This window comes from Epibacterium ulvae (assembly GCF_018678075.1).
Taxonomy (GTDB): domain Bacteria; phylum Pseudomonadota; class Alphaproteobacteria; order Rhodobacterales; family Rhodobacteraceae; genus Epibacterium; species Epibacterium ulvae_A.
The window spans coordinates 1-19,193 of record NZ_JAHHIR010000037.1 but is presented as its reverse complement, the minus strand read 5'-3'; the positions used below and the strand labels follow the sequence as shown (position 1 = coordinate 19,193).

The following is a 19,193-nucleotide window of genomic DNA, read 5'->3' as shown; positions in this document are numbered from 1 at the left end:
TCAACCGCCATATTTTGTATGCACGTCTACGCAAACACGCCGCGTGCTTATATCATGTGGCGATATTACATCAGTTTGCGGCGGCGTGTCACCTCTATATCGAGATCAGTGATTTTTTTACGAAGTGTATTTCGGTTGATTCCCAAAAGTTCAGCGCAGCGGGCCTGATTTCCACCTGTTGCGGCTAGCGTAATCTCTATCATCGGGGTCTCAACCTCGCGGAGAATACGCCCATAAAGACCCGGAGGCGGCAGCATATCGCCGTGCAGGTCGAAATACCGCTGCAAATGGCGTGCTACTGATTCTGCCAATTTCTCATTTGGAACTGCACTTCCACCCGACACCGGCTCGGATGAGGTCTGCGGGCCGAGCGCATTGGCGACATCGGCTTTTGAGATCTCTTCCCCGCGTGCCGTCAACGCCAGCGACCGCACGACGTTTTCCAGCTGACGCACATTGCCCGGCCAGGAGAAATGACGCAACAATTCGCTCGCCTCTTCATCCAAAGTCCGGTGCGGTGCGCCTTCGTTTTCTGCCCGCGCAAGGAAATGATTGGCCAGCAAAACGATATCTTCCACCCGCTCGCGCAGGGCAGGCACATGCAGTTCCGTTCCAGAAATCCGGTAGTATAGATCCTGACGCAGCTCGCCACGCTCCAACGCCTCATTCACATTACGTTGGCACGTCGCCATAAAGCGCGGCGCGTGTTCGCCCGGATTGTCGATCATACGCACCAAACGCGCCTGAACCTCATCCGGAAGGTCGGCCACTTCGTCCACGAGAACCGTGCCGCCTTTGGCCTGGCTCAATAGACGCGATGGGCCATCGATCGCAGTCATCATGCTGGGGCTGGCGGTCACAAACGGCAAGGTACGGCGATCAGAGAAGTCATGAATTGCGCGTGAAATCAAAGACTTACCTGTGCCACTTTCGCCAGTGATCAGCAGTGGCATATCCGAATTCATCACACGCGCGATCAAACGGTAAAGCGCCTGCATCACCTCAGTGCGACCAACCAATGGCAACTCTTCGGGGCGTTCGTCTGTCTCAACCTCAATCGCGGCTGGCGCGCTGCGTTTTTCCGTCAACGCCTTGGCCGTGCGCTTCATCAGCTCCGGCAGGTCAAACGGTTTCGGCAGGTAATCATAGGCGTCGGCCTCGGCCGCTTTGATCGCCGTCATGATGGTGTTTTGCGCCGAGATGACGATAACGGGCAGGCCTGGGCGGTCCTCAGAAATTTTAGGTAGCATTTCCAGACCATTGCCATCCGGCATCATCACATCCGAGATCACGACATCGCCTTTGCCTTCCCCAACCCAGCGCATCAGCGTGGTCAGCGAAGAGGTTGCGTGAACTTTGCACCCGGCTCGTGTCAACGCCTGGGTCAGAACCGTGCGGATCGTGCGATCGTCGTCGGCAACAAGTACAGTTCCATCCATTGGCTTACTCCTTGGTTTTGCGTCCACGCGGCTCGCGCGGCAGCGATAATCTGAATTTTGTTTCGCCCGGCTTAGAGTTGACTGAAATCCAGCCATTGTGGTCGGCGATAATCTTGCTCACCAGGGCAAGACCCAGACCGGTGCCGTTCTCTTTGCCCGAGACAAAGGGGTCAAAAATGTCGTCTTTGATTGCGGCGGGCAGACCGGGTCCGTTGTCGACAATTTCGATCTGCAAAGGCAGCGCACCGCCCTGCCCGTCACGCCGCCGCAGGTTAAAGGAATGCTCATAAAAGGTACGAATGCGAATCACTCCACCGTCGCGCCCACAGGCCTCGGAAGCATTTTTTAGCAGGTTCAGAACCACTTGCAGCAGTTGATCCCCATCTCCCCAGGCAGGTGGCAAGGAGGGATCATACTCCTCGATGATGGTCATATGCGCACCAAACCCCAGGATCGCCGAACGCCGGGCGCGGTCCAGAACATCGTGTAAATTCACCGGTTTGAAATCTGGCTCCGTCAGATTGCCAAATTGCTCGACCTGCTCCAACAGCTTTACGATGCGGCGGCTTTCGCTCACGATCAGCTCTGTCAGCTCCAGATCGTCCGGGTTCAAATTCATGCTCAGCAGTTGCGCCGCGCCAGTAATGCCCGCCAGTGGGTTCTTGATCTCATGCGCCAGCATTTCGGCCATGCCAATGGCGGATTGCGCGGCGGATTTGGCAGATTGGTTGCGGGTCAGTCGCCCCGCAAGCTCACGTGGGGACAGCATCAACAACATAGTGCCATCACCGCCCTGAACCGGTGCGACTTGCACCCCGCATTGCAGCGGAGCCCGGTTGCGCGTGCCCACATCCAGATCATTCACAAACAATGTGGTGTTATTCGCACGCGCCCTGTTAAAGGCCTCTTCGATCGGCGCATCCACTGCAAGGAGCTGCCAAATTGGTTTGCCCTCGAGCACCTTTTTCGACGCGTTCATAAAGCCTTCCGCAGCAGAGTTCACCTCGGCCACGCAGTCCTGCGTATCAACAAGGAAGCTCGGAACGGGGATGGAGGCCCAAAGGGAGGAAACGCTATAGGTCATGCCGCCTGCTCCGTCACATTAGGGGTCAATGCTTCGGGCAGCATCTGCAAAACCTCGCGCGGATCACGCGCTGTAAGCACGCGTTTGCGCAAAACCGCTTCGGTTCCAACCTCGTCCATATACCAGCCCAGGTGTTTGCGCGCGACGCGCACCCCTAGATCCAAACCGTAAAACGCCAGCATAGCCTCATAGTGTGCGCACACCATGGCCACCAATTCCGGGCCGGTTGGGATCTCTGGCTCCGCAGTGTCCCAAAGCGCATGCGCCACCTGTGCCAAAATCCACGGACGGCCCTGGCTGCCACGCCCGATCATCACACCGTCCGCGCCGGATTGCGCCAGCGCATCAGTGGCTGTTTCAGAATCAACGATGTCGCCGTTTGCGACGACCGGCACCTGAACGGCTTCTTTTATGGCGCGAATGGCGGCCCAATCAGCGGAGCCTTTGTAAAATTGACAGCGCGTGCGACCGTGGATGGTGATCATCTGAATCCCAGCCTCTTCGGCCCGGCGCGCCACATCTGCGGCATTCAGACTGTTTTCGTCCCAGCCCAACCGCGTCTTGAGGGTCACCGGCACGGGCGAGGCCTCAACCACCGCTTCAATCAGGCGCAAGGCGTGGTCCGGCGTCTTTAACAGAGCAGACCCGGAATAGCCGTTGGTCACCTTTTTGGCGGGGCATCCCATATTGATATCGATCATCCGCGCGCCGCGATCGGCGACCTGACGCGTGGCCTCAGCCATCCAATAAGCGTCGCGCCCTGCAATTTGCACGCTGGTGTTTGCCACATCCGCGCTCAATTCCGCACGTTCGCGCACCCCCGGTTTGGCCTGAACCATTTCCTGGCTCGCAACCATCTCGCTCACCATCAGACCAACACCAAAAGAACGGACCAGATCCCGAAACGGGCGATCTGTGATTCCGGCCATAGGCGCCAACGCGATGGGCGGGGTCAGAGATGTGGTTCCGATGTCAAAAGACAACTGCGTAATCCTTGTGCAATTGGGGTTAAATTAACCGAAGGCACCGCTATGCTACAATGAAAGGCAGTTTAAAAACGCTTAGCAAATCGGCTTGTGCTTAATTTTTAATCGCACCCACCCGCCCCATTGCCTCCTTCAGCGCCACCCCATAAACAACAGCCACGTGTTTCGGAGTAGAAAATGACCATTGCTGCACTTATTGTCGCCGCAGGACAGGGCACGCGCGCAGGAGTCGGTGCGCCAAAACAGTGGCGCCCCCTTCAAGATCGCCGTGTAATTGACTGGTCCATCAAGGCGTTTCGCGATTTCGGCATCCGCGACATTGTGGTTGTTTTGAACTCAGACGACCCAACAGGCTGGCAACATTTTGAACATTCGTCAGATATTAACCTTGTGCCCGGCGCTGATGAACGTGCGGGGTCGGTCAAAAACGGGTTAAAGGCGCTGATTGGCACTGGCGCGACAAAAGTCCTGATCCACGATGGCGCGCGCCCCTGCCTGTCGCAACCCTTGATTGGGGCCATCACACAGGCGCTGGAACATACTCCCGCCGCCGCACCTGCGGTTCAAATCACGGATGCCCTGTGGCGCGGCGCGGATAACCAGGTCACCGGCACCCAAGATCGCGACGGCCTGTTCGCAGCCCAGACACCCCAAGGATTTGACCTGGACATCATCACCGCCGCACATGAAACACATCCAGGCAACGCAGCCGACGATGTGCAAGTCGCCCGCGACGCAGGGTATGACGTGCACATTGTGCCCGGCGACCCCAACAATATAAAGATCACCCGACCCGAGGATTTCGCCCGGGCCGCGCAGATCTTGAACAAGACACAACAAGTGATGGAGCACCCTCCCGTGGATATCAGATTGGGCAATGGCTATGACGTCCACCGCTTTGGTGACGGCGATCACGTGATCCTGTGCGGGGTCAAGATCCCGCATGAGCGCGGCCTGCAGGGGCATTCGGACGCCGACGTTGGCATGCACGCAGTGACCGATGCGATCTACGGCGCGTTGGCGCGCGGCGACATTGGGCAGCATTTCCCGCCTTCTGATCCGCAGTGGAAAGGCGCAGCCTCTGACATTTTCCTCCATCACGCCGCCGATATGGCTCGCGGAATGGGGTTCCAAATTAGCAACGTAGATTGCACTCTTGTCTGTGAACACCCCAAGGTCGGCCCGCATGCTTTGCATATGCGCCAAGCAATGGCCGAGATTTTGGAGATGGACATCGACCGCGTGTCGATCAAAGCAACCACCTCTGAGCGCCTCGGTTTTACCGGTCGCAAAGAAGGCATCGCCGCCCTGGCCACCGCCAGCCTGATCAAACGCTCCTAAGGACTAAGGAACACAGCCCATGCGCCGCGCCGCCACCTTTATCGCAACCGTTGCAGGCGCGGGCTACCTGCGTCCCGCGCCAGGCACTTGGGGCTCTGCCGTCTCGCTGCCGCTGGCCTATGTCGTGTTTCAAATCGGCAGTTTTCCCCTGATCGCGGCCGCCACGGTTGCGGCCTGCGCCATTGGTTGGTGGGCCACCGCCGTGACCACGCGTGGGGCTGAGGATCACGACCCTTCAGAAATTGTCATAGACGAGTTGGCGGGCCAATGGATCGCCCTGCTGCCGCTTCTTTACGCTGCTTGGGCGCATGATATTCCCGCGCTGGCGCTCTATCCGGGCTGGATCAGTGCCTTTGTCCTTTTCCGACTATTTGACATCACAAAACCCGGCCCGATTGGCTGGGCCGACCGACGGGGCGATGCGCTCGGTGTAATGCTCGACGATGTGGTTGCTGGCGTATTTGCCGGTGTCGGCACCATGATCCTGGCCGGGATTGCCCACGGGTTGATGGGTTTATGACCGAGATGCTCACCAATTTGATCGCCGCCGCGCGCGACAAAGACGTCATGCTTACAACTGCCGAAAGCTGCACTGGCGGCATGATCGCGGCCGCCCTGACAGAGGTGCCCGGAAGCTCAGCCGTATTTGACCGCGGTTTTGTCACCTACTCCAATGAGGCCAAGATGGAGATGCTGGGCGTCCAAAATGCGACCCTGGATCGTGTCGGCGCCGTTAGCGAGGAGGTTGCACTGGAAATGGCCGAAGGTGCCCTCAAAAATGCGCAGGCTCAGATCGCGATTTCCGTCACGGGTCTGGCAGGTCCCGGTGGCTCAGAATTCAAACCTGAAGGGCGTGTTTGCTTTGGACTGGCACAGATCGGTGAAAAAACAGTCACAAAAACAATAGAATACGGCGCGATCGGCCGCCAAAACGTTCGCAAAGCGGCAAAAAATGAAGCATTGCAGATGGTTTTCGGCGCACTTTTCGACTAGTGACTATTTTTTAAACAAATGGGTATTTTTATCGCGTTATTTTTATGCAGTATGTTTTTTGCTGCATTTTTAACCCACACAATCACCATCGCCTCTTTTTTAATCCAACCAGGCACGATTTGACCCCCTCCAACCCAAAACCCTTGGAGGAGAGAACCGATGAATGGAGCGGATACCGCCTGGATCATCACAGCCACGGCGCTGGTCCTATTGATGACCCTGCCCGGACTGGCCCTGTTTTACGGCGGCCTTGTGCGCGCCCGAAATGTGCTCAGCGTCTTTATGCATTGCTATGCCATCGCCTGTTTGATGAGCATTCTGTGGCTGATGTTTGGCTATTCTATCGCCTTTGGCAGCGGCACCAGCGGCTATTGGGGCGGCATGGACAAAGCTTTCCTCAGCGGTGTCACCGCCGACAGCCTGTCCGGCACCCTGCCAGAAATCCTGTTCTTTGCCTTCCAGATGACATTTGCCATCATCACACCGGCATTGATCGTCGGAGCCTATGTCGAGCGTGTGGGCTTTGGCTTTGTGATGGTCTTCTCTGGCCTGTGGATGCTGTTGTGTTACGCGCCCGTAGTGCATTGGATCTGGGGCGGCGGCATGCTCGCCGACGGCGGCATCTTTGGCGACACAGGCGTGCGTGACTTTGCAGGCGGTATTGTGGTTCACGAAACCGCAGGTCTTGCCGCTTTGATCATTGCCGTGGTTCTGGGTCCGCGTAAAGTACAGAACAAACCGCCACACAACCCTGGATATGTGGTCATCGGCGCTTCCCTTCTGTGGGTCGGCTGGTTCGGCTTTAACGGCGGCTCGCAGCTGGCGGCCGATGGTGGCGCGGCGATGGCGTTGACCGTCACCCATATCTCTGCCGCGACCGCATCGCTCACTTGGGTGATCTGGGAACGCATCAAATACGGCAAAGCATCAGTCGTGGGCCTGGTCACCGGCACCATCGCGGGACTTGCGTCGATCACGCCAGCATCCGGCTTTGTTGGCCCAATCGAAGCGCTGATCATCGGCGCGGTTGCCGGCATCCTATGTCAGGAAGCCGTGAACGTGGTGCGCAACCTGCTGAAAATCGACGACACGCTGGATGTCTTTGCCGTGCACGGCATTGGCGGCATCTTTGGCACCATCATGATCGCAGCCTTTGGTCAGGGCACCTGGGCCGCGCAGCTTGGCGCTTTGGCCATCGTGGGTGTCTTTACCTTTGTGGTCACGCTGATCCTGGTGAAACTGGTTGCGGCCTTCACCCCGATCCGCGTGGACGAGGAGGCTGAGACAACCGGCCTCGACCTCTCAGCCCATGGCGAACGCGCCTACGAGCTGACGTCTTAACCGCAAACGCATCGCAAAACAGAAAACGGACCCTAAACGGCCCGTTTTTCGTATGTGGCTCTAAACCGCGGTTTAGAGACTGAATTCAGGCTGAATACAGCTCAGCCGCACGACGCTCAAATGCGCGCACGATCCGTTGCATTGCCTCACTGAACACCACTCCAATAATCCCCTGCAGCACCGCGTTCTTGAATTCAAAATCGACAAAGAACGCGACATCACAGCCACCCTCCGGGCGGTCTTTGAACGCCCAGTTTGATTTCATGTGCCGAAACGGACCATCCAAATACTCGGTGTCGATCTCATATTGGTCGGGACGCAGCACAACCCGGCTGCCAAATCGTTCACGAAAGACTTTGAAGGAAATCACCAGATCCGCTTCCATCACCACCCCATCCCCATGAGGTGCAGTGCTGCGAATGCGTGCCGCCGCACACCAGGGCAGGAATTTCGGATATTGCGCCACGTCCGCCACCAGATCGTACATCTGCTGAGCGGAATACGGCAGCGGTCGGGTTTCTGAATGGGTCGGCATCGGGTTCGCGCTTCTTTCTGTCTTTGTGGCCGCTGATGTCATATGAACAGAGACAAAATTCAAGGGGCCAATTATGGAACAGCGTCCATATGTCATCGACGTGATGATCTCAGCCAAGGCAATCGCCGCCCGGATCGAGGAGCTGAGCCGCGAAATCACGCAAGAATTTTCCGACACCAACAAATTGGTGGTTGTCGGCCTGTTGCGCGGAAGCTTTGTCTTTATTGCCGATATCGTGCGCGAATTGGACCTACCAATTGAGGTCGATTTTCTGGAGGCGTCCTCCTATGGAGATGCCATGGAAAGCAGTCGGGAAGTGCGCATCCTCAAAGACTTGCGCGGCGCAATTGAAGGGCGTGACGTCCTGGTTGTTGAGGATATTGTCGACACCGGCCACACGTTGGATCATGTCACCAAACTGCTCAAAAGCCGCAATCCCGCGCGTCTAAAAACCATTGCGCTCTTGGACAAACCCTCTCGGAGAGAAGCCGATTTTCGCGCCGACTGGATTGGGTTTGAGATCCCGGATGAATTTGTTGTCGGCTACGGCATCGACTTTGCCCAACGCAATCGGAACCTGCCCTTCATCGGCAAAGTGCGCTTCACCGACGACGCAAACCTGTAATAATAATAGCAAAAAATTCACGCATTCGTTATGATGCAAAGTTAAGTTCAGCGCTTAACCTCGTGACCGAGACATCCAAAATTCACGCAAGCTAACAGGGGCCAGCATGTCAGTTTTCTCAAAAGTCGCCAGTATCGCACTCTCTGCCGCAATCATCGCCACACCGCTTGTCGCGCAGGATCAAAAAGCGCTCGAAGCCGCCGTAAAGGCACGTAAATCCCAAATGACGCTTTTTGCTTTCAACCTCGGCCTTCTGGGCGGCATGGCAAAAGGTCAGATCGATTATGACGCCGACAAAGCGCAGGCGGCGGCGTCCGGTTTGCTGGCGCTGACCGCTTTAGATGCGTCGCGTATGTGGTTGCCAGGCACAGATAATGAGACAATGGACAACACCCGCGCCCTACCCGCAATCTGGGCCGAAGGCTCCGATATCGGTGCCAAGGCTCAAGCGTTTGGTGAAGCCGTTGGCGCAATGGACGCCGCTGCTGGCCAAGGTCTGGAAGCCCTGCAAGGTGCGATGGGCGGTGTTGGTGGCGCATGTGGCAGCTGCCACAAAGCCTACCGCGGCCCTAGAAACTAATCGGCAGGAGGCCCGAAATGCGTAATGTGATACGCGGATTTCTGGGCCTCGGCCTGATCGGCGCGGCAGCGGGGTTTTGGATCACCGCTCCGCGCACCATTGATCCCCAAACCATCGACGGGCTGACTGGCGACGCCGCACGCGGCGAGCAGGTGTTTTGGGCTGGTGGCTGCGCATCTTGCCATGCGTCACCATCGGCTGACAGCGACGACATGATACTGCTGACCGGCGGCAAAGCTTTTGCCACCGATTTCGGCACCTTTTACGCGCCCAACATTACCTCCGACCCAACCCATGGGATCGGTGTATGGAGGCAAATCGACCTTGCCAATGCGATTCTCGCCGGAGTGTCGCCGAGTGGAAAGCATTATTATCCAGCCTTTCCATATACTTCCTATGCACGGTTAAACGCGCAAGACGTGGTGGATCTGTGGGCGTTTATGCAGATTTTGCCGCCCAGCGACGTGGCGAGCAAAGCCCATGACGTCTCTTTCCCATTCTCGGTGCGACGTGGGCTTGGTCTTTGGAAACAGCTCTTTGCCCATCCCGAACCGGTGGTCCGCACCGATTTGACCGCGGAGCAACAACGCGGCCAATATCTGGTCGAAGGAACGGGGCATTGCGGTGAATGTCACAGCCCGCGCAACGCTTTGGGCGGGATTGATTACGCCCGCTGGTTAGGCGGCGCACCGAACCCGTCGGGCAAAGGTACGATTCCCAATATCACCTCCGGCGCCTTAGATTGGTCCGAAGGCGATATTGCCGAATACCTCAGCAGCGGCTTTACGCCCGAATTTGACAGCGCAGGTGGAGAGATGGCGGAGGTTGTGGAAAACACCGCGCGCCTGCCCCAATCCGACCGCGATGCAATTGCCGCTTACCTAAAAGCAGTGCCGCCAGTTTCAAACGAATAAGGCCGCCCCTGACACATCAGGAACGGCCTCTAACTCACTGAAATCTAGTCTCGCTCAGGCTTGACCAAGCTTGGCGTTACGCGCGGCGCGCAGACGGGCAAAGTCATCACCTGCGTGATACGACGACCGTGTCAACGGTGTCGCGGAAACCATCAGAAACCCTTTGCCAAAGGCCGCCTTTTCATAGGTCTCGAACTCTTCTGGCGTCACAAAGCGATCAACCGCATGGTGCTTTGGCGTCGGCTGCAGGTATTGACCGATGGTCAGGAAATCCACATCCGCGGCGCGCATGTCATCCATTACCTGTTTCACTTCGACAGCTTTTTCGCCCAGACCGACCATGATGCCGGACTTGGTAAAGATCGACGGATCCAGCTCTTTCACCCGTTGCAACAGTCGCAGCGAATGGAAATACCGCGCGCCAGGACGCACCTCGGTATACAGACCAGGTACGGTTTCCAGATTGTGATTAAAGACGTCAGGCTTGGCTTCGACAACCATTTCAAGCACTTCGGGAGCACACTTAATGAAGTCTGGTGTCAGAATTTCAATCGTTGTCTTGGGCGAACGATGCCGCACGGCACGAATGGTTTGGGCAAAGTGATCCGCCCCGCCATCACCCAAATCGTCACGGTCAACCGAGGTGATAACAACGTGGTTCAAGCCGAGCTTTTCTACCGCATGCGCCACACGACCGGGCTCAAACACATCCAGCGTATCCGGTTTACCAGTCGCGATGTTGCAGAAGGTGCAACCACGGGTACAGATGTCGCCCATGATCATCATGGTGGCGTGACCCTGGCTCCAGCATTCGCCCACATTCGGGCACCCTGCTTCTTCGCAAACCGTCACAAGGTTGTTTTCGCGCATAATCTTTTGCGTGTCGGCGTAACCTTTGCCGCCGGGGGCTTTGACGCGGATCCAGCTTGGCTTTTTCGGCTGGGCATTGTCAGGGCGATGCGCCTTTTCCGGATGGCGCTGCTCAGGGATCTTGAGGTCTCTCACTCGCGTACTCTTTCGCTTGGGCCCTGGGATTGAACCTTCCAAACGGGGCCGGTTTCAAGGCGTAATCTAGCATGATTTTCTGGGAATGACACCCACACAACGCCCATTCACGCAGGAACACTTCCCTAACTGCTGATGCAACCTGATGAAGAGGTGATTAGAACCGCTCACCACCGCGCGGCGTCGCGGCATTTCAACTCCCGCACGCTGCAAAAATAGCATCACCTGCATAAGTTAGCATCACTTCAGACTCCGCCGCATTGCAGCGCTCACAACCGCGCGTGTTCTGAAAAACATGCGTTGCGATCACATTAGAAACATTATAAATCCAGCGCCGAAGCTGCTTCTTCGAACAAAATGGAGACAATCATGAAAGCTGGCGTAAAGCTCCCCGACGTGACCTTTCACACCCGCGTACGCGACGAGTCGATTGCAGGCCCGAACCCGTTCCGCTGGGAAGACAAAACAACCGCTGATTACTTTGCTGGCAAGCGCGTAATCCTGTTCTCGCTGCCGGGCGCATTCACCCCGACATGCTCCACATACCAATTGCCTGGCTTTGAAAAAGGCTTTGGCGATTTCAAAGCTGCGGGCGTCGATGCGATCTATTGCATGTCAGTCAACGACAGCTTTGTGATGAACAAATGGGCCCAGTCGCAAGAGCTGGAAAACGTTGGCGTGATCCCCGACGGCTCCGGTGAATTCACCCGCAAAATGGGCATGCTTGTTGCCAAAGACAACCTCGGCTTTGGCGCGCGCTCCTGGCGTTATGCTGCCATCGTAAAAGACGGCGTTGTAGAAGCATGGTTCGAAGAGCCAGGCCTGTCCGACAACCACGGCGAAGACCCCTATGGCGTATCTTCTCCAGAAAACCTGCTGAAGCATCTGACAGAAGCGACAGCAGAAGCGGTCTAAGCGATTTTTGCTTGCACAATTCCGGATAAAGGGCGTGCCACGGCGCGCCCTTTTACTTTAAGTAACGCATATACTTGCCTAACCAATCATCATTTTCTGCGCTTCCACTTGGTCGTAATGCGACTTGAGCTGTTGCAAAGCGATGCGCAACACAACCTTGCCCGAACGTGCGGACCAGCCCAGCTGTTTTTCCGCCGTCTCCAGCCCCTCCAAGTAACAACAACAGCGGATCGCGATATCGCTGAGCCCCGGCCCAAGCGCCGCCAAGGCCTCCATCGCGCGGGTGCGCGCGTCATCTGTTGGCGCTTGCATCCCCAACGGCGCCGCGGAACATCCGTCGGCAAAGGCTTGCTGTGCGGCCTGCACATGGTCACCGATTTGCGCCAATTCAAAATCTTCCCGCAATCGCTCGCCACACCGCACCAGATCATGGGTCAAAAATGGATCCCCGTTGCGATCGCTGAGCCGTGCCAACATGGACAAAGGCGTATCGGTGCAGGCGCGCCTGACCTGATTGCGGCCACCTGGCGGCGGTGACTGAAACCCCGCGGCAGCCTCGGCAAATCCCGCCTCATGGTGCAATCGCGCCCGGTTTTCCTGATCCGCCATCATTTGCGACAGCGCGGCGCGCCCCTGGTCGTTCAATTGATACCGCGAGATCCGCCCGGCGCTTACGTTTGACAACCACCCGCGCAAAGCAACTTCGCCTGCTACCTCTTTGCCGATGCTGATTTTTTCCTGATCGCCGCGCACAATGACCGCACGTTCCATCCCTTGTGCGTATGCCAGAACAGTCTGCGATCGGTTGAGCCAGCCCATGACCTGAAGCAACCCATGAACGGGTGTGTTGTCCGCACCCTTTTCCGGCGGCGCGATTGAGATCGCAAAGGCTCCTTCCTGCGCGAAATACCGATTAGAAATGTCCTGTAACGCACTGTCAATTAAGGGATCATCCCGCAAGATCTCGATCCTGCGCACCTGTCGCATCACAGTTGACGGATGACAGCCTGCCAATCGGGCGATCTGTCGAATGGACCGCCCTTTTTCCGTATGTTCCAAGTAACGTCGCGCGTCTTCGGGCACCCATCGTGGCACCCGGGTCACATGTAGTGTTTGCATTAATTTCGCCCCAGTCTCTTTTTAAATCCTCACCCATTCGCCTGACGATGCGGGTGGCATCGCGCAGGTTTCGTCCCAAAAGTGTCCTGCGCGTGCGCCTCGCCTTGCAAATGTTTCCAAAAGATTATCAACCAAGACTAAAGACAGCGCGCGCCATCAGGTCACCCACGGCAACACCCTTATAAGTTGTGATAAATTCTCGCAAATCGACAAAAAAGGGTAGCCCCATGCAGGATCTCACAACACGTATCACCGCTCTATCTCGCCCCTCTTTGCTACTGCGCGCAGCCAAGTTTGGTTTGGATAAATACTCCCGAAACAGAGACTTACGGCGCATTCTTGGGGTTCCGCAATGCCCAAGCATGGCCACAGGCTTGGCCCGTTTGCTGGATTTGGAACATGAGGTGAATCACCAGCGTCAATGCGCGAGCCCGGCCTATAGCCACGCGCGGCATGTGGAGCTTCTCATTGCATTTATGTCAGAAGCACAGGCCTATTTGGCGGCTCAACATGCAAAAACGGGCGGCCCCCTGTCTGGGAAACCGCCTGCGAAATCAACACAGTTGGACCGAGATGTGGCCCTTACATGAAGGCGTCGGGCATCGACTCCTTCTTGGCGGCCACATAGTCTTCGAGCGCCTGTTTGATCGCCGGATCCAATTGGGGCTGCTGGTAGGTCGCCATCAAATGGTCCACGCGATTGGTCGCCAACGCATATGTGTCACGCGCGCCCTCTTCTTCCCAGGTCTCAAACGGCTTGTAATCCAGTAAATCGGATTTCCAGAACGCGGTTTTGAAATTCGCCTGCGTATGTGCGCAGCCCAGGTAATGTCCACCCGGCCCCACTTCGCGGATCGCATCCAGGGCTTGCGAGTCTTCATCGACGGACACGCCTTTTGCGACACCATGAAGCGCGCCGAGTTGATCGGCGTCCATCACGAATTTCTCAAAATCGGCGACCAAGCCGCCTTCGAGCCAACCACAGGAGTGCAGCATGAAGTTCACACCGGCCATCAGCCCCATGTTCAGCGAGTTCGCGGTCTCATAAGCGGCCTGCGCATCCGGCAATTTGGAGCCACAGAACGACCCGGCCGAGCGGAACGGCAACCCCAAGCGGCGCGCCAATTGCCCAGCGCCGTAGGTCACAAGCGAGGCTTCGGGCGTGCCAAAGGTCGGCGCGCCAGAGTTCATATCGATCGACGAGACGAAGGCGCCAAAGATCACCGGCGCACCGGGACGGATCAGCTGGCTATAGGCAACACCAGCCAGAACCTCGGCCAGAACTTGCGTCAACGTGCCCGCAACCGAGACCGGCGCCATCGCACCGCCCACAATAAAGGGAGAGACAATGCAGGCTTGGTTGTTCTTGGCATAAACCTCCAACGCGCCCATCATCACATCGTCAAAGGTCAGCGGCGAGTTGATATTGATGAGCGAGGTCATCACCGTATTTTCCTGCACGAACTCTTTGCCAAACAGGATTTCACACATCTCGACACTGTCTTGCGCGCGGCTGGGTTCGGTCACCGAGCCCATGAACGGTTTGTCCGACAGGGTCATATGCGCCAGCATCATATCCAGATGCCGCTTGTTCACTGGCACATCGGTGGGTTCGCAGACTGTGCCGCCCGAGTGATGCAGCCATTTGGACATAAAGCCCAGCTTTACGAACTTCTGGAAATCATCCAGCGTTGCATAACGGCGACCGCCTTTTGCGTCCCGCACAAAGGGAGGGCCATAGACCGGGGCCAGAACCAGGTTTTTGCCGCCGATCACTACGGATTTTTCTGGATTGCGGGCGTGTTGGGTGAATTGGCTGGGCGCGGTCTCACACAGTTTGCGTGCCAATCCGCGGGGAATGCGCACGCGCTCTCCGTCAATCGAAGCCCCCGCCGCGCGCCAGCGTTCCAACGCGGCCGGATTGTCAACAAAGTTGACGCCGACCTCTTCCAATACGGTTTCCGCATTGGTCTCGATGATCTGCAGCGCGTTTTCATCCAGAACTTCGAAATTGGGAACGTTGCGTTCGATGTACTTTGCAGTCTCAATCTTGACTGCCGTACGTTCGGCACGACGGGCGGCTCCACCGCCTCCACGCGCCCGGCGACGCGGCGCTTTTACAGCTTCAGCCATGTGTTTATCCTCAGCACAGGTCTTGTTGTTGATGACAAGGATAGACAAACAGCGCAGGACCGCGCCGCGTGGAAGCGGCGGCTGCGGTTAAAAAGCGACATTCCATTGATGGGATGGCGAAATTCTGTGGTTTTCAACGCACCACGCGCCGGGCGAACTGGACAACAGGCGGCTGCGTCACGATTAATTCCCCTGTTGTCTGCCCTTCACCCTTGCGAAACGGAGCTTTTCCGCCTATGGCCCAGCCATGACAGAGACATCCCATGACCGCCTTCTTATCATCGACTTTGGCAGCCAGGTGACGCAGCTCATTGCCCGTCGTCTGCGCGAGCTGAATGTCTATTGCGAAATCCACCCCTATCAAAAAGTGACCATGGAGTTTGTGCGCAGCTTCGCGCCCAAGGCCGTGATCTTTTCTGGTGGGCCGGACAGTGTGACACGTGAGGGGTCCCCCCGTGCCCCGCAAGAGATTTTTGACCTCGGCGTGCCGATCCTGGGCATCTGTTATGGTCAGCAGACCATGATGACCCAATTGGGTGGCAAGGTCGAAAGCGGCCATGGCACCGCTGAATTTGGTCGCGCCTATGTGACCCCGCAAAACAACCTGGATATTCTGGATGGCTGGTTCGCTGACGGCGATGAGCAGGTCTGGATGAGCCACGGCGACCATGTGTCGGAAATCGCACCAGGGTTTGAGGTCTATGGAACCTCCCCCAATGCGCCCTATGCGATCACCGCCGATGTGTCGCGTCACTTCTATGCGGTGCAATTCCACCCCGAAGTGCACCACACCCCCAATGGCGCCAAGCTCTATGAGAACTTTGTCAAACTGGCCGGGTTCGAGGGTGATTGGACCATGGGCGCTTACCGCGAAATCATGGTTGAGAAGATCCGCGAACAGGTTGGCGACAAGCAGGTGATCTGTGGTCTCTCTGGTGGCGTTGACAGTTCGGTTGCCGCCGTGTTGATCCACGAAGCCATTGGCGACCAGCTAACCTGTGTGTTTGTCGACCACGGTCTGCTGCGCAAGGGGGAGGCCGAAGAGGTCGTCACCATGTTCCGCGACAACTACAACATGCGCCTGATCCATGCGGACGAACAAGAGCTGTTCCTGGGCGAGCTGGACGGTCAGTCCGACCCCGAGACCAAGCGCAAGATCATCGGCAAGCTGTTCATCGACGTGTTCCAGAAACATGCCGACACCATCGACGGTGCTGAGTTCCTGGCTCAGGGCACGCTCTACCCGGATGTGATTGAATCGGTCTCCTTCTCGGGCGGACCGTCGGTCACCATCAAATCGCACCACAATGTCGGCGGCCTGCCTGAGAAGATGGGCTTGAAACTGGTCGAACCCCTGCGGGAACTGTTCAAGGATGAGGTCCGTGCTTTGGGCCGTGAGCTTGGCCTCCCTGCAAGCTTTATTGGTCGTCACCCCTTCCCCGGACCCGGTCTGGCGATCCGCTGCCCGGGTGAGATCACCCGCGAAAAGCTGGATATCCTGCGCGAGGCCGATGCCGTCTATATCGACCAGATCCGTAAACACGGTCTGTATGATGAGATCTGGCAAGCCTTTGTCGCGATCCTTCCCGTGCGTACCGTTGGTGTGATGGGCGATGGTCGCACTTATGACTACGCCTGTGCCCTGCGTGCGGTGACATCGGTGGACGGCATGACCGCGGATTACTACCCGTTCACCCATGAATTCCTGGGCGAGACCGCAACCCGGATCATCAACGAGGTCAAGGGCATCAATCGCTGCACCTATGACATCACCTCGAAACCTCCGGGAACCATTGAGTGGGAATAAGACGCGCTCTTTTACGTATGACAAAGGCCGGGGTGTTCCTCGGCCTTTTGACGTATGGCGCGGTGAATGCTTGGACCCACCTGTGGCCCAACCAACGGTTTGAGAACATGCGCCCGGCCACCGCTATTGTCTGTCTGGCGGCGGGGTTAAGGCATGATGGCACCATGGGCCGCTTTACCGAAGCCCGCGCCCGACGCTGTATTGCCGCCTATCACGCGGGCCTTGCACCGACACTTGCCTTCACGGGTGGCAACTCATCCCACGACGCCCCGCCCACCGGCACGCAAATGGCGGCTTTGGCCCAAGATCTGGGCGTGCCAGCCGATGCGATAGTGATTGAGAGCCAATCTGAATCCACTCTGCAGAACGCGTTGTTTACCCTGCCCAAACTCGACAGCACCTCTGAGCTGATCCTGGTGACCGACAGTTTCCACCTGCCGCGCTCTGCGGTGTCGTTTTGGTGGGCCGGCGCGCGCGACATGCAGATGCTGGCAGCCGATCCAGATGTCACCTGGGGCGAGGTGCCGCAAATGCTTTTGATTGCAGAGACTGTCAAATTCTGGGCCAATGGGTTGCGCGCGCCGGTCTATTCCCTTGCGGGCGCCTTGGGCATTCCAAACAGCGCGCGTCTTTGGATAGTGGAGTAAGCCTAGATGCCTGTTACCCTGACCGGCCATATCGACGTACCGCTGGACCGCTTGGACGAGGTCGAAACCGCCCTACAAGACCACATCCGTCTGACCCGCGCTGAACCCGGGTGCCTCAGTTTCGAGGTCACCCCCCATGCGACAATCGCCGGGCGTTTAGAGGTGCAGGAGGCCTTTGTGAACCAAGAGGCCTTTGACGCGCATCAAGCGCGAACCCTGGCCTCCCCATGGGCCGAAACGACCCGAGGCATAGACCGAAATTACATGGTTTCGATCGAGTAGTTCCGATCTAGCTTTGTTTGAAATCCGCCCGGCTTTTCAGGAGATTTTAAACAGTTTCCGCCAAATTAAGTGAAAATGATCTCTTTGGGACCTACCACTGCGATCTTCTCATGAAATTTGGAGGTGCAGCGTGCCTATCATCAAATACAAAGATGTCATTCTTCACTTTGCACATATCCCCAAGTGCGGCGGCACATCGGTTGAGCGCTACATTCAGGGGCTAAAGTCGGTCAGTATAGCCTTTATCGATGAACGGTACGTCTCCCACGCGCCGCAACAACATTGGAACATCTCGTCACCGCAGCACGTGGACGGCGAATCTATTGCACGACTGTTCCCTTTGGATTTCTTCACTGCTTTCTTTGCGGTGGTGCGTCATCCGATGTCGCGGCTCAAAAGCGCATACAAGTTTCAGCGCACCCGAGAAAAACAGATTGGAAGCATCAGCTTTGACGAATTTGTCAAAACCGATCTGCGCGAGAACTATTTGACCAAGGGCTGGTTGGACAATCATTTCTATCCGCAGTCGGGGTTCTTTTTCCCCGGTGCCAACTATCAGGTCTTCAAACTGGAAGAAGACGGCGCGTCTTTTGCCAAGGAATTCATTGACCACGCATTGTTTGGCAACATGGCAAGCCGCGACATTGCTCATACAAACCGTTCAAATGGCAATGCTGGCCTCCCCTCGCAGGACCTCGAACTGAGCGCTGAAAGCGTCGACCTCATTCATGAGCTTTACGCACTGGATTTCAAGAATTTCAACTACGAGCCTGAAACACGCTCTCTGCCAGAAGACGATATTGCGACACATCCTCTAAATTCGCGCATTGCAAGTTGATCGGAGCTGCACGGTGAAGTTTCAAATCTGTCTCATTCAACCCAAAAACTATGTCCATACGGCTGCCTTTTTAGAAATCGCTGACCTGATCAAATTCACACTGAATTCGCTTGGTCATGAAACCGAGGTGAAGGTGAATGAAGTTGACGATTCCGCACAAAACATCCTGATCGGTGCGCATCTTCTGGATCCATCTGTAGCTGCAGGTGTACCACCCGGTACTATTATCCTAAACACAGAACAGTTAGGTGGGGTGTACGACGACTGGAACGAGGCCCTGCTCAAATGGTTTTCCTACGATTTCACAATTTGGGATTACAGCGATGCGAATGTCCGTTACCTGAATGACCTTGGCATCACAGGTATAAAAAAATTCGAATTTGGCTATCAACCAGAGCTCGACCGCATCCCCAAAGCAGATGGGGTGGATGGCTCCTGCTCCATCGGCGTCGCAATGCGCCATAGTGCAGTTGTAATGAACTGCTCAGAGAGGAGCCACCCAATGCAAGTTACAACAGTTGGTCTCGATTTAGCCAAGAACGTCTTTCAGATCCACGGGATCACCCAAGACGGCGAAGTCGCGTTTAATCGCCCGCTGCGGCGCGCATC

20 protein-coding genes and 1 pseudogene are annotated in these 19,193 nt (G+C 56.6%); 14 read left to right on the top strand and 7 right to left on the bottom strand.

The genetic code is table 11. The features are described 5' to 3' along the window. Window positions 1–65: 65 nt before the first annotated feature. Genes KMP13_RS10855 through dusB form a run of 3 tightly spaced genes read right to left on the bottom strand, consistent with a single transcriptional unit; the run spans window position 66 to window position 3,506 of the window. A complete protein-coding gene (locus KMP13_RS10855) occupies window positions 66–1,439 on the bottom strand; it encodes a response regulator (RefSeq protein ID WP_215265881.1) in 1,374 nt (457 codons plus the stop codon). 4 nt (window positions 1,440–1,443) lie between these two features. Beyond that, complete coding sequence (locus tag KMP13_RS10850; protein ID WP_215265880.1) at window positions 1,444–2,523, bottom strand: two-component system sensor histidine kinase NtrB; 1,080 nt, start codon at window positions 2,521–2,523, stop codon at window positions 1,444–1,446. After that, entirely contained in the window at window positions 2,520–3,506 is a 987-nt protein-coding gene (gene dusB / locus KMP13_RS10845) for a tRNA dihydrouridine synthase DusB (protein WP_215265879.1), read from the bottom strand. The genes KMP13_RS10850 and dusB overlap by 4 nt, the downstream gene beginning before the upstream one ends. Before the next feature lie 180 nt (window positions 3,507–3,686). Here dusB and KMP13_RS10840 point away from each other — a divergent pair, with 180 nt between their 5' ends. From KMP13_RS10840 to KMP13_RS10825, 4 genes are all read left to right on the top strand, one after another. Then, complete coding sequence (locus KMP13_RS10840) at window positions 3,687–4,850, top strand: bifunctional 2-C-methyl-D-erythritol 4-phosphate cytidylyltransferase/2-C-methyl-D-erythritol 2,4-cyclodiphosphate synthase (protein ID WP_215265878.1); 1,164 nt, start codon at window positions 3,687–3,689, stop codon at window positions 4,848–4,850. A gap of 19 nt (window positions 4,851–4,869) precedes the next feature. Beyond that, complete coding sequence (locus tag KMP13_RS10835; protein WP_215265877.1) at window positions 4,870–5,370, top strand: phosphatidylglycerophosphatase A family protein; 501 nt, start codon at window positions 4,870–4,872, stop codon at window positions 5,368–5,370. Further along, window positions 5,367–5,843: a CinA family protein gene (locus tag KMP13_RS10830; RefSeq protein ID WP_215265876.1), complete on the top strand. Its 477-nt coding sequence runs from the start codon at window positions 5,367–5,369 to the stop codon at window positions 5,841–5,843. The genes KMP13_RS10835 and KMP13_RS10830 overlap by 4 nt, the downstream gene beginning before the upstream one ends. Window positions 5,844–6,002: 159 nt before the next feature. After that, complete coding sequence (locus KMP13_RS10825) at window positions 6,003–7,184, top strand: ammonium transporter (protein WP_215265875.1); 1,182 nt, start codon at window positions 6,003–6,005, stop codon at window positions 7,182–7,184. An 85-nt stretch (window positions 7,185–7,269) separates the two neighbouring features. On the opposite strand, the gene KMP13_RS10820 is transcribed toward KMP13_RS10825, so the two are convergent. Then, window positions 7,270–7,719, bottom strand: coding sequence for a type II toxin-antitoxin system RatA family toxin (locus KMP13_RS10820; RefSeq protein ID WP_215265874.1), 450 nt, complete (start codon window positions 7,717–7,719; stop codon window positions 7,270–7,272). A 73-nt stretch (window positions 7,720–7,792) separates the two neighbouring features. Here KMP13_RS10820 and hpt point away from each other — a divergent pair, with 73 nt between their 5' ends. The 3 genes from hpt (at window position 7,793) to KMP13_RS10805 (ending at window position 9,838) form a co-directional block, all read left to right on the top strand. Continuing rightward, window positions 7,793–8,344: a hypoxanthine phosphoribosyltransferase gene (gene hpt, locus KMP13_RS10815; RefSeq protein WP_215265873.1), complete on the top strand. Its 552-nt coding sequence runs from the start codon at window positions 7,793–7,795 to the stop codon at window positions 8,342–8,344. 106 nt (window positions 8,345–8,450) lie between these two features. Continuing rightward, window positions 8,451–8,924: a c-type cytochrome gene (locus KMP13_RS10810; RefSeq protein WP_215265872.1), complete on the top strand. Its 474-nt coding sequence runs from the start codon at window positions 8,451–8,453 to the stop codon at window positions 8,922–8,924. Window positions 8,925–8,941: 17 nt separating this feature from the next. After that, window positions 8,942–9,838 (top strand): c-type cytochrome, encoded by an 897-nt coding sequence (locus KMP13_RS10805; RefSeq protein WP_215265871.1) that lies wholly within the window; start codon window positions 8,942–8,944, stop codon window positions 9,836–9,838. A 54-nt stretch (window positions 9,839–9,892) separates the two neighbouring features. Here the strand turns inward: KMP13_RS10805 and lipA are convergent, their stop codons facing one another. Beyond that, window positions 9,893–10,843, bottom strand: coding sequence for a lipoyl synthase (gene lipA, locus KMP13_RS10800; RefSeq protein ID WP_215265870.1), 951 nt, complete (start codon window positions 10,841–10,843; stop codon window positions 9,893–9,895). Window positions 10,844–11,212: 369 nt separating this feature from the next. Here lipA and KMP13_RS10795 point away from each other — a divergent pair, with 369 nt between their 5' ends. Then, a complete protein-coding gene (locus KMP13_RS10795; RefSeq protein WP_215265869.1) occupies window positions 11,213–11,758 on the top strand; it encodes a peroxiredoxin in 546 nt (181 codons plus the stop codon). A gap of 78 nt (window positions 11,759–11,836) precedes the next feature. Here KMP13_RS10795 and KMP13_RS10790 read toward each other — a convergent pair whose 3' ends face one another. Then, window positions 11,837–12,877 carry a DUF6456 domain-containing protein gene (locus KMP13_RS10790; protein ID WP_215265868.1) on the bottom strand — a complete coding sequence of 347 codons (1,041 nt, stop codon included), beginning with the start codon at window positions 12,875–12,877 and terminating at the stop codon, window positions 11,837–11,839. 227 nt (window positions 12,878–13,104) lie between these two features. Here KMP13_RS10790 and KMP13_RS20490 point away from each other — a divergent pair, with 227 nt between their 5' ends. Continuing rightward, window positions 13,105–13,467 carry a DUF6477 family protein gene (locus KMP13_RS20490; RefSeq protein WP_251363799.1) on the top strand — a complete coding sequence of 121 codons (363 nt, stop codon included), beginning with the start codon at window positions 13,105–13,107 and terminating at the stop codon, window positions 13,465–13,467. On the opposite strand, the gene KMP13_RS10785 is transcribed toward KMP13_RS20490, so the two are convergent. Beyond that, window positions 13,460–15,010, bottom strand: coding sequence for a trimethylamine methyltransferase family protein (locus tag KMP13_RS10785; RefSeq protein WP_215265867.1), 1,551 nt, complete (start codon window positions 15,008–15,010; stop codon window positions 13,460–13,462). The genes KMP13_RS20490 and KMP13_RS10785 overlap by 8 nt on opposite strands. 247 nt (window positions 15,011–15,257) lie before the next feature. On the opposite strand from KMP13_RS10785, the gene guaA reads away from it, so the two are divergent. From guaA to KMP13_RS20485, 5 genes and pseudogenes are all read left to right on the top strand, one after another. Then, entirely contained in the window at window positions 15,258–16,817 is a 1,560-nt protein-coding gene (gene guaA, locus KMP13_RS10780; RefSeq protein ID WP_215265866.1) for a glutamine-hydrolyzing GMP synthase, read from the top strand. Window positions 16,818–16,834: 17 nt separating this feature from the next. Next, complete coding sequence (locus KMP13_RS10775) at window positions 16,835–17,464, top strand: YdcF family protein (protein WP_215265865.1); 630 nt, start codon at window positions 16,835–16,837, stop codon at window positions 17,462–17,464. A 6-nt stretch (window positions 17,465–17,470) separates the two neighbouring features. Further along, window positions 17,471–17,746: a putative quinol monooxygenase gene (locus tag KMP13_RS10770; protein ID WP_215265864.1), complete on the top strand. Its 276-nt coding sequence runs from the start codon at window positions 17,471–17,473 to the stop codon at window positions 17,744–17,746. Between the two features lie 130 nt (window positions 17,747–17,876). Then, the gene (locus tag KMP13_RS10765; RefSeq protein ID WP_215265863.1) at window positions 17,877–18,584 is read left to right on the top strand and encodes a sulfotransferase family 2 domain-containing protein; all 708 of its coding nucleotides are present in this window, start codon (window positions 17,877–17,879) and stop codon (window positions 18,582–18,584) included. Window positions 18,585–18,597: 13 nt separating this feature from the next. Then, window positions 18,598–19,193 (top strand): annotated as a pseudogene (locus KMP13_RS20485) (hypothetical protein); the annotation flags it as partial.

Bases quoted from the DNA above. Each gene is read 5' to 3' on its own strand.
- KMP13_RS10855 (WP_215265881.1), bottom strand. From the start codon at position 1,439: ATGGATGGAACTGTACTTGTTGCCGACGACGATCGCACGATCCGCACG.
- KMP13_RS10850 (WP_215265880.1), bottom strand. From the start codon at position 2,523: ATGACCTATAGCGTTTCCTCCCTTTGGGCCTCCATCCCCGTTCCGAGC.
- KMP13_RS10840 (WP_215265878.1), top strand. From the start codon at position 3,687: ATGACCATTGCTGCACTTATTGTCGCCGCAGGACAGGGCACGCGCGCA.
- KMP13_RS10835 (WP_215265877.1), top strand. From the start codon at position 4,870: ATGCGCCGCGCCGCCACCTTTATCGCAACCGTTGCAGGCGCGGGCTAC.
- KMP13_RS10830 (WP_215265876.1), top strand. From the start codon at position 5,367: ATGACCGAGATGCTCACCAATTTGATCGCCGCCGCGCGCGACAAAGAC.
- KMP13_RS10825 (WP_215265875.1), top strand. From the start codon at position 6,003: ATGAATGGAGCGGATACCGCCTGGATCATCACAGCCACGGCGCTGGTC.
- KMP13_RS10820 (WP_215265874.1), bottom strand. From the start codon at position 7,719: ATGCCGACCCATTCAGAAACCCGACCGCTGCCGTATTCCGCTCAGCAG.
- hpt (WP_215265873.1), top strand. From the start codon at position 7,793: ATGGAACAGCGTCCATATGTCATCGACGTGATGATCTCAGCCAAGGCA.
- KMP13_RS10810 (WP_215265872.1), top strand. From the start codon at position 8,451: ATGTCAGTTTTCTCAAAAGTCGCCAGTATCGCACTCTCTGCCGCAATC.
- KMP13_RS10805 (WP_215265871.1), top strand. From the start codon at position 8,942: ATGCGTAATGTGATACGCGGATTTCTGGGCCTCGGCCTGATCGGCGCG.
- KMP13_RS10795 (WP_215265869.1), top strand. From the start codon at position 11,213: ATGAAAGCTGGCGTAAAGCTCCCCGACGTGACCTTTCACACCCGCGTA.
- KMP13_RS10790 (WP_215265868.1), bottom strand. From the start codon at position 12,877: ATGCAAACACTACATGTGACCCGGGTGCCACGATGGGTGCCCGAAGAC.
- KMP13_RS20490 (WP_251363799.1), top strand. From the start codon at position 13,105: ATGCAGGATCTCACAACACGTATCACCGCTCTATCTCGCCCCTCTTTG.
- KMP13_RS10785 (WP_215265867.1), bottom strand. From the start codon at position 15,010: ATGGCTGAAGCTGTAAAAGCGCCGCGTCGCCGGGCGCGTGGAGGCGGT.
- guaA (WP_215265866.1), top strand. From the start codon at position 15,258: ATGACAGAGACATCCCATGACCGCCTTCTTATCATCGACTTTGGCAGC.
- KMP13_RS10775 (WP_215265865.1), top strand. From the start codon at position 16,835: ATGACAAAGGCCGGGGTGTTCCTCGGCCTTTTGACGTATGGCGCGGTG.
- KMP13_RS10770 (WP_215265864.1), top strand. From the start codon at position 17,471: ATGCCTGTTACCCTGACCGGCCATATCGACGTACCGCTGGACCGCTTG.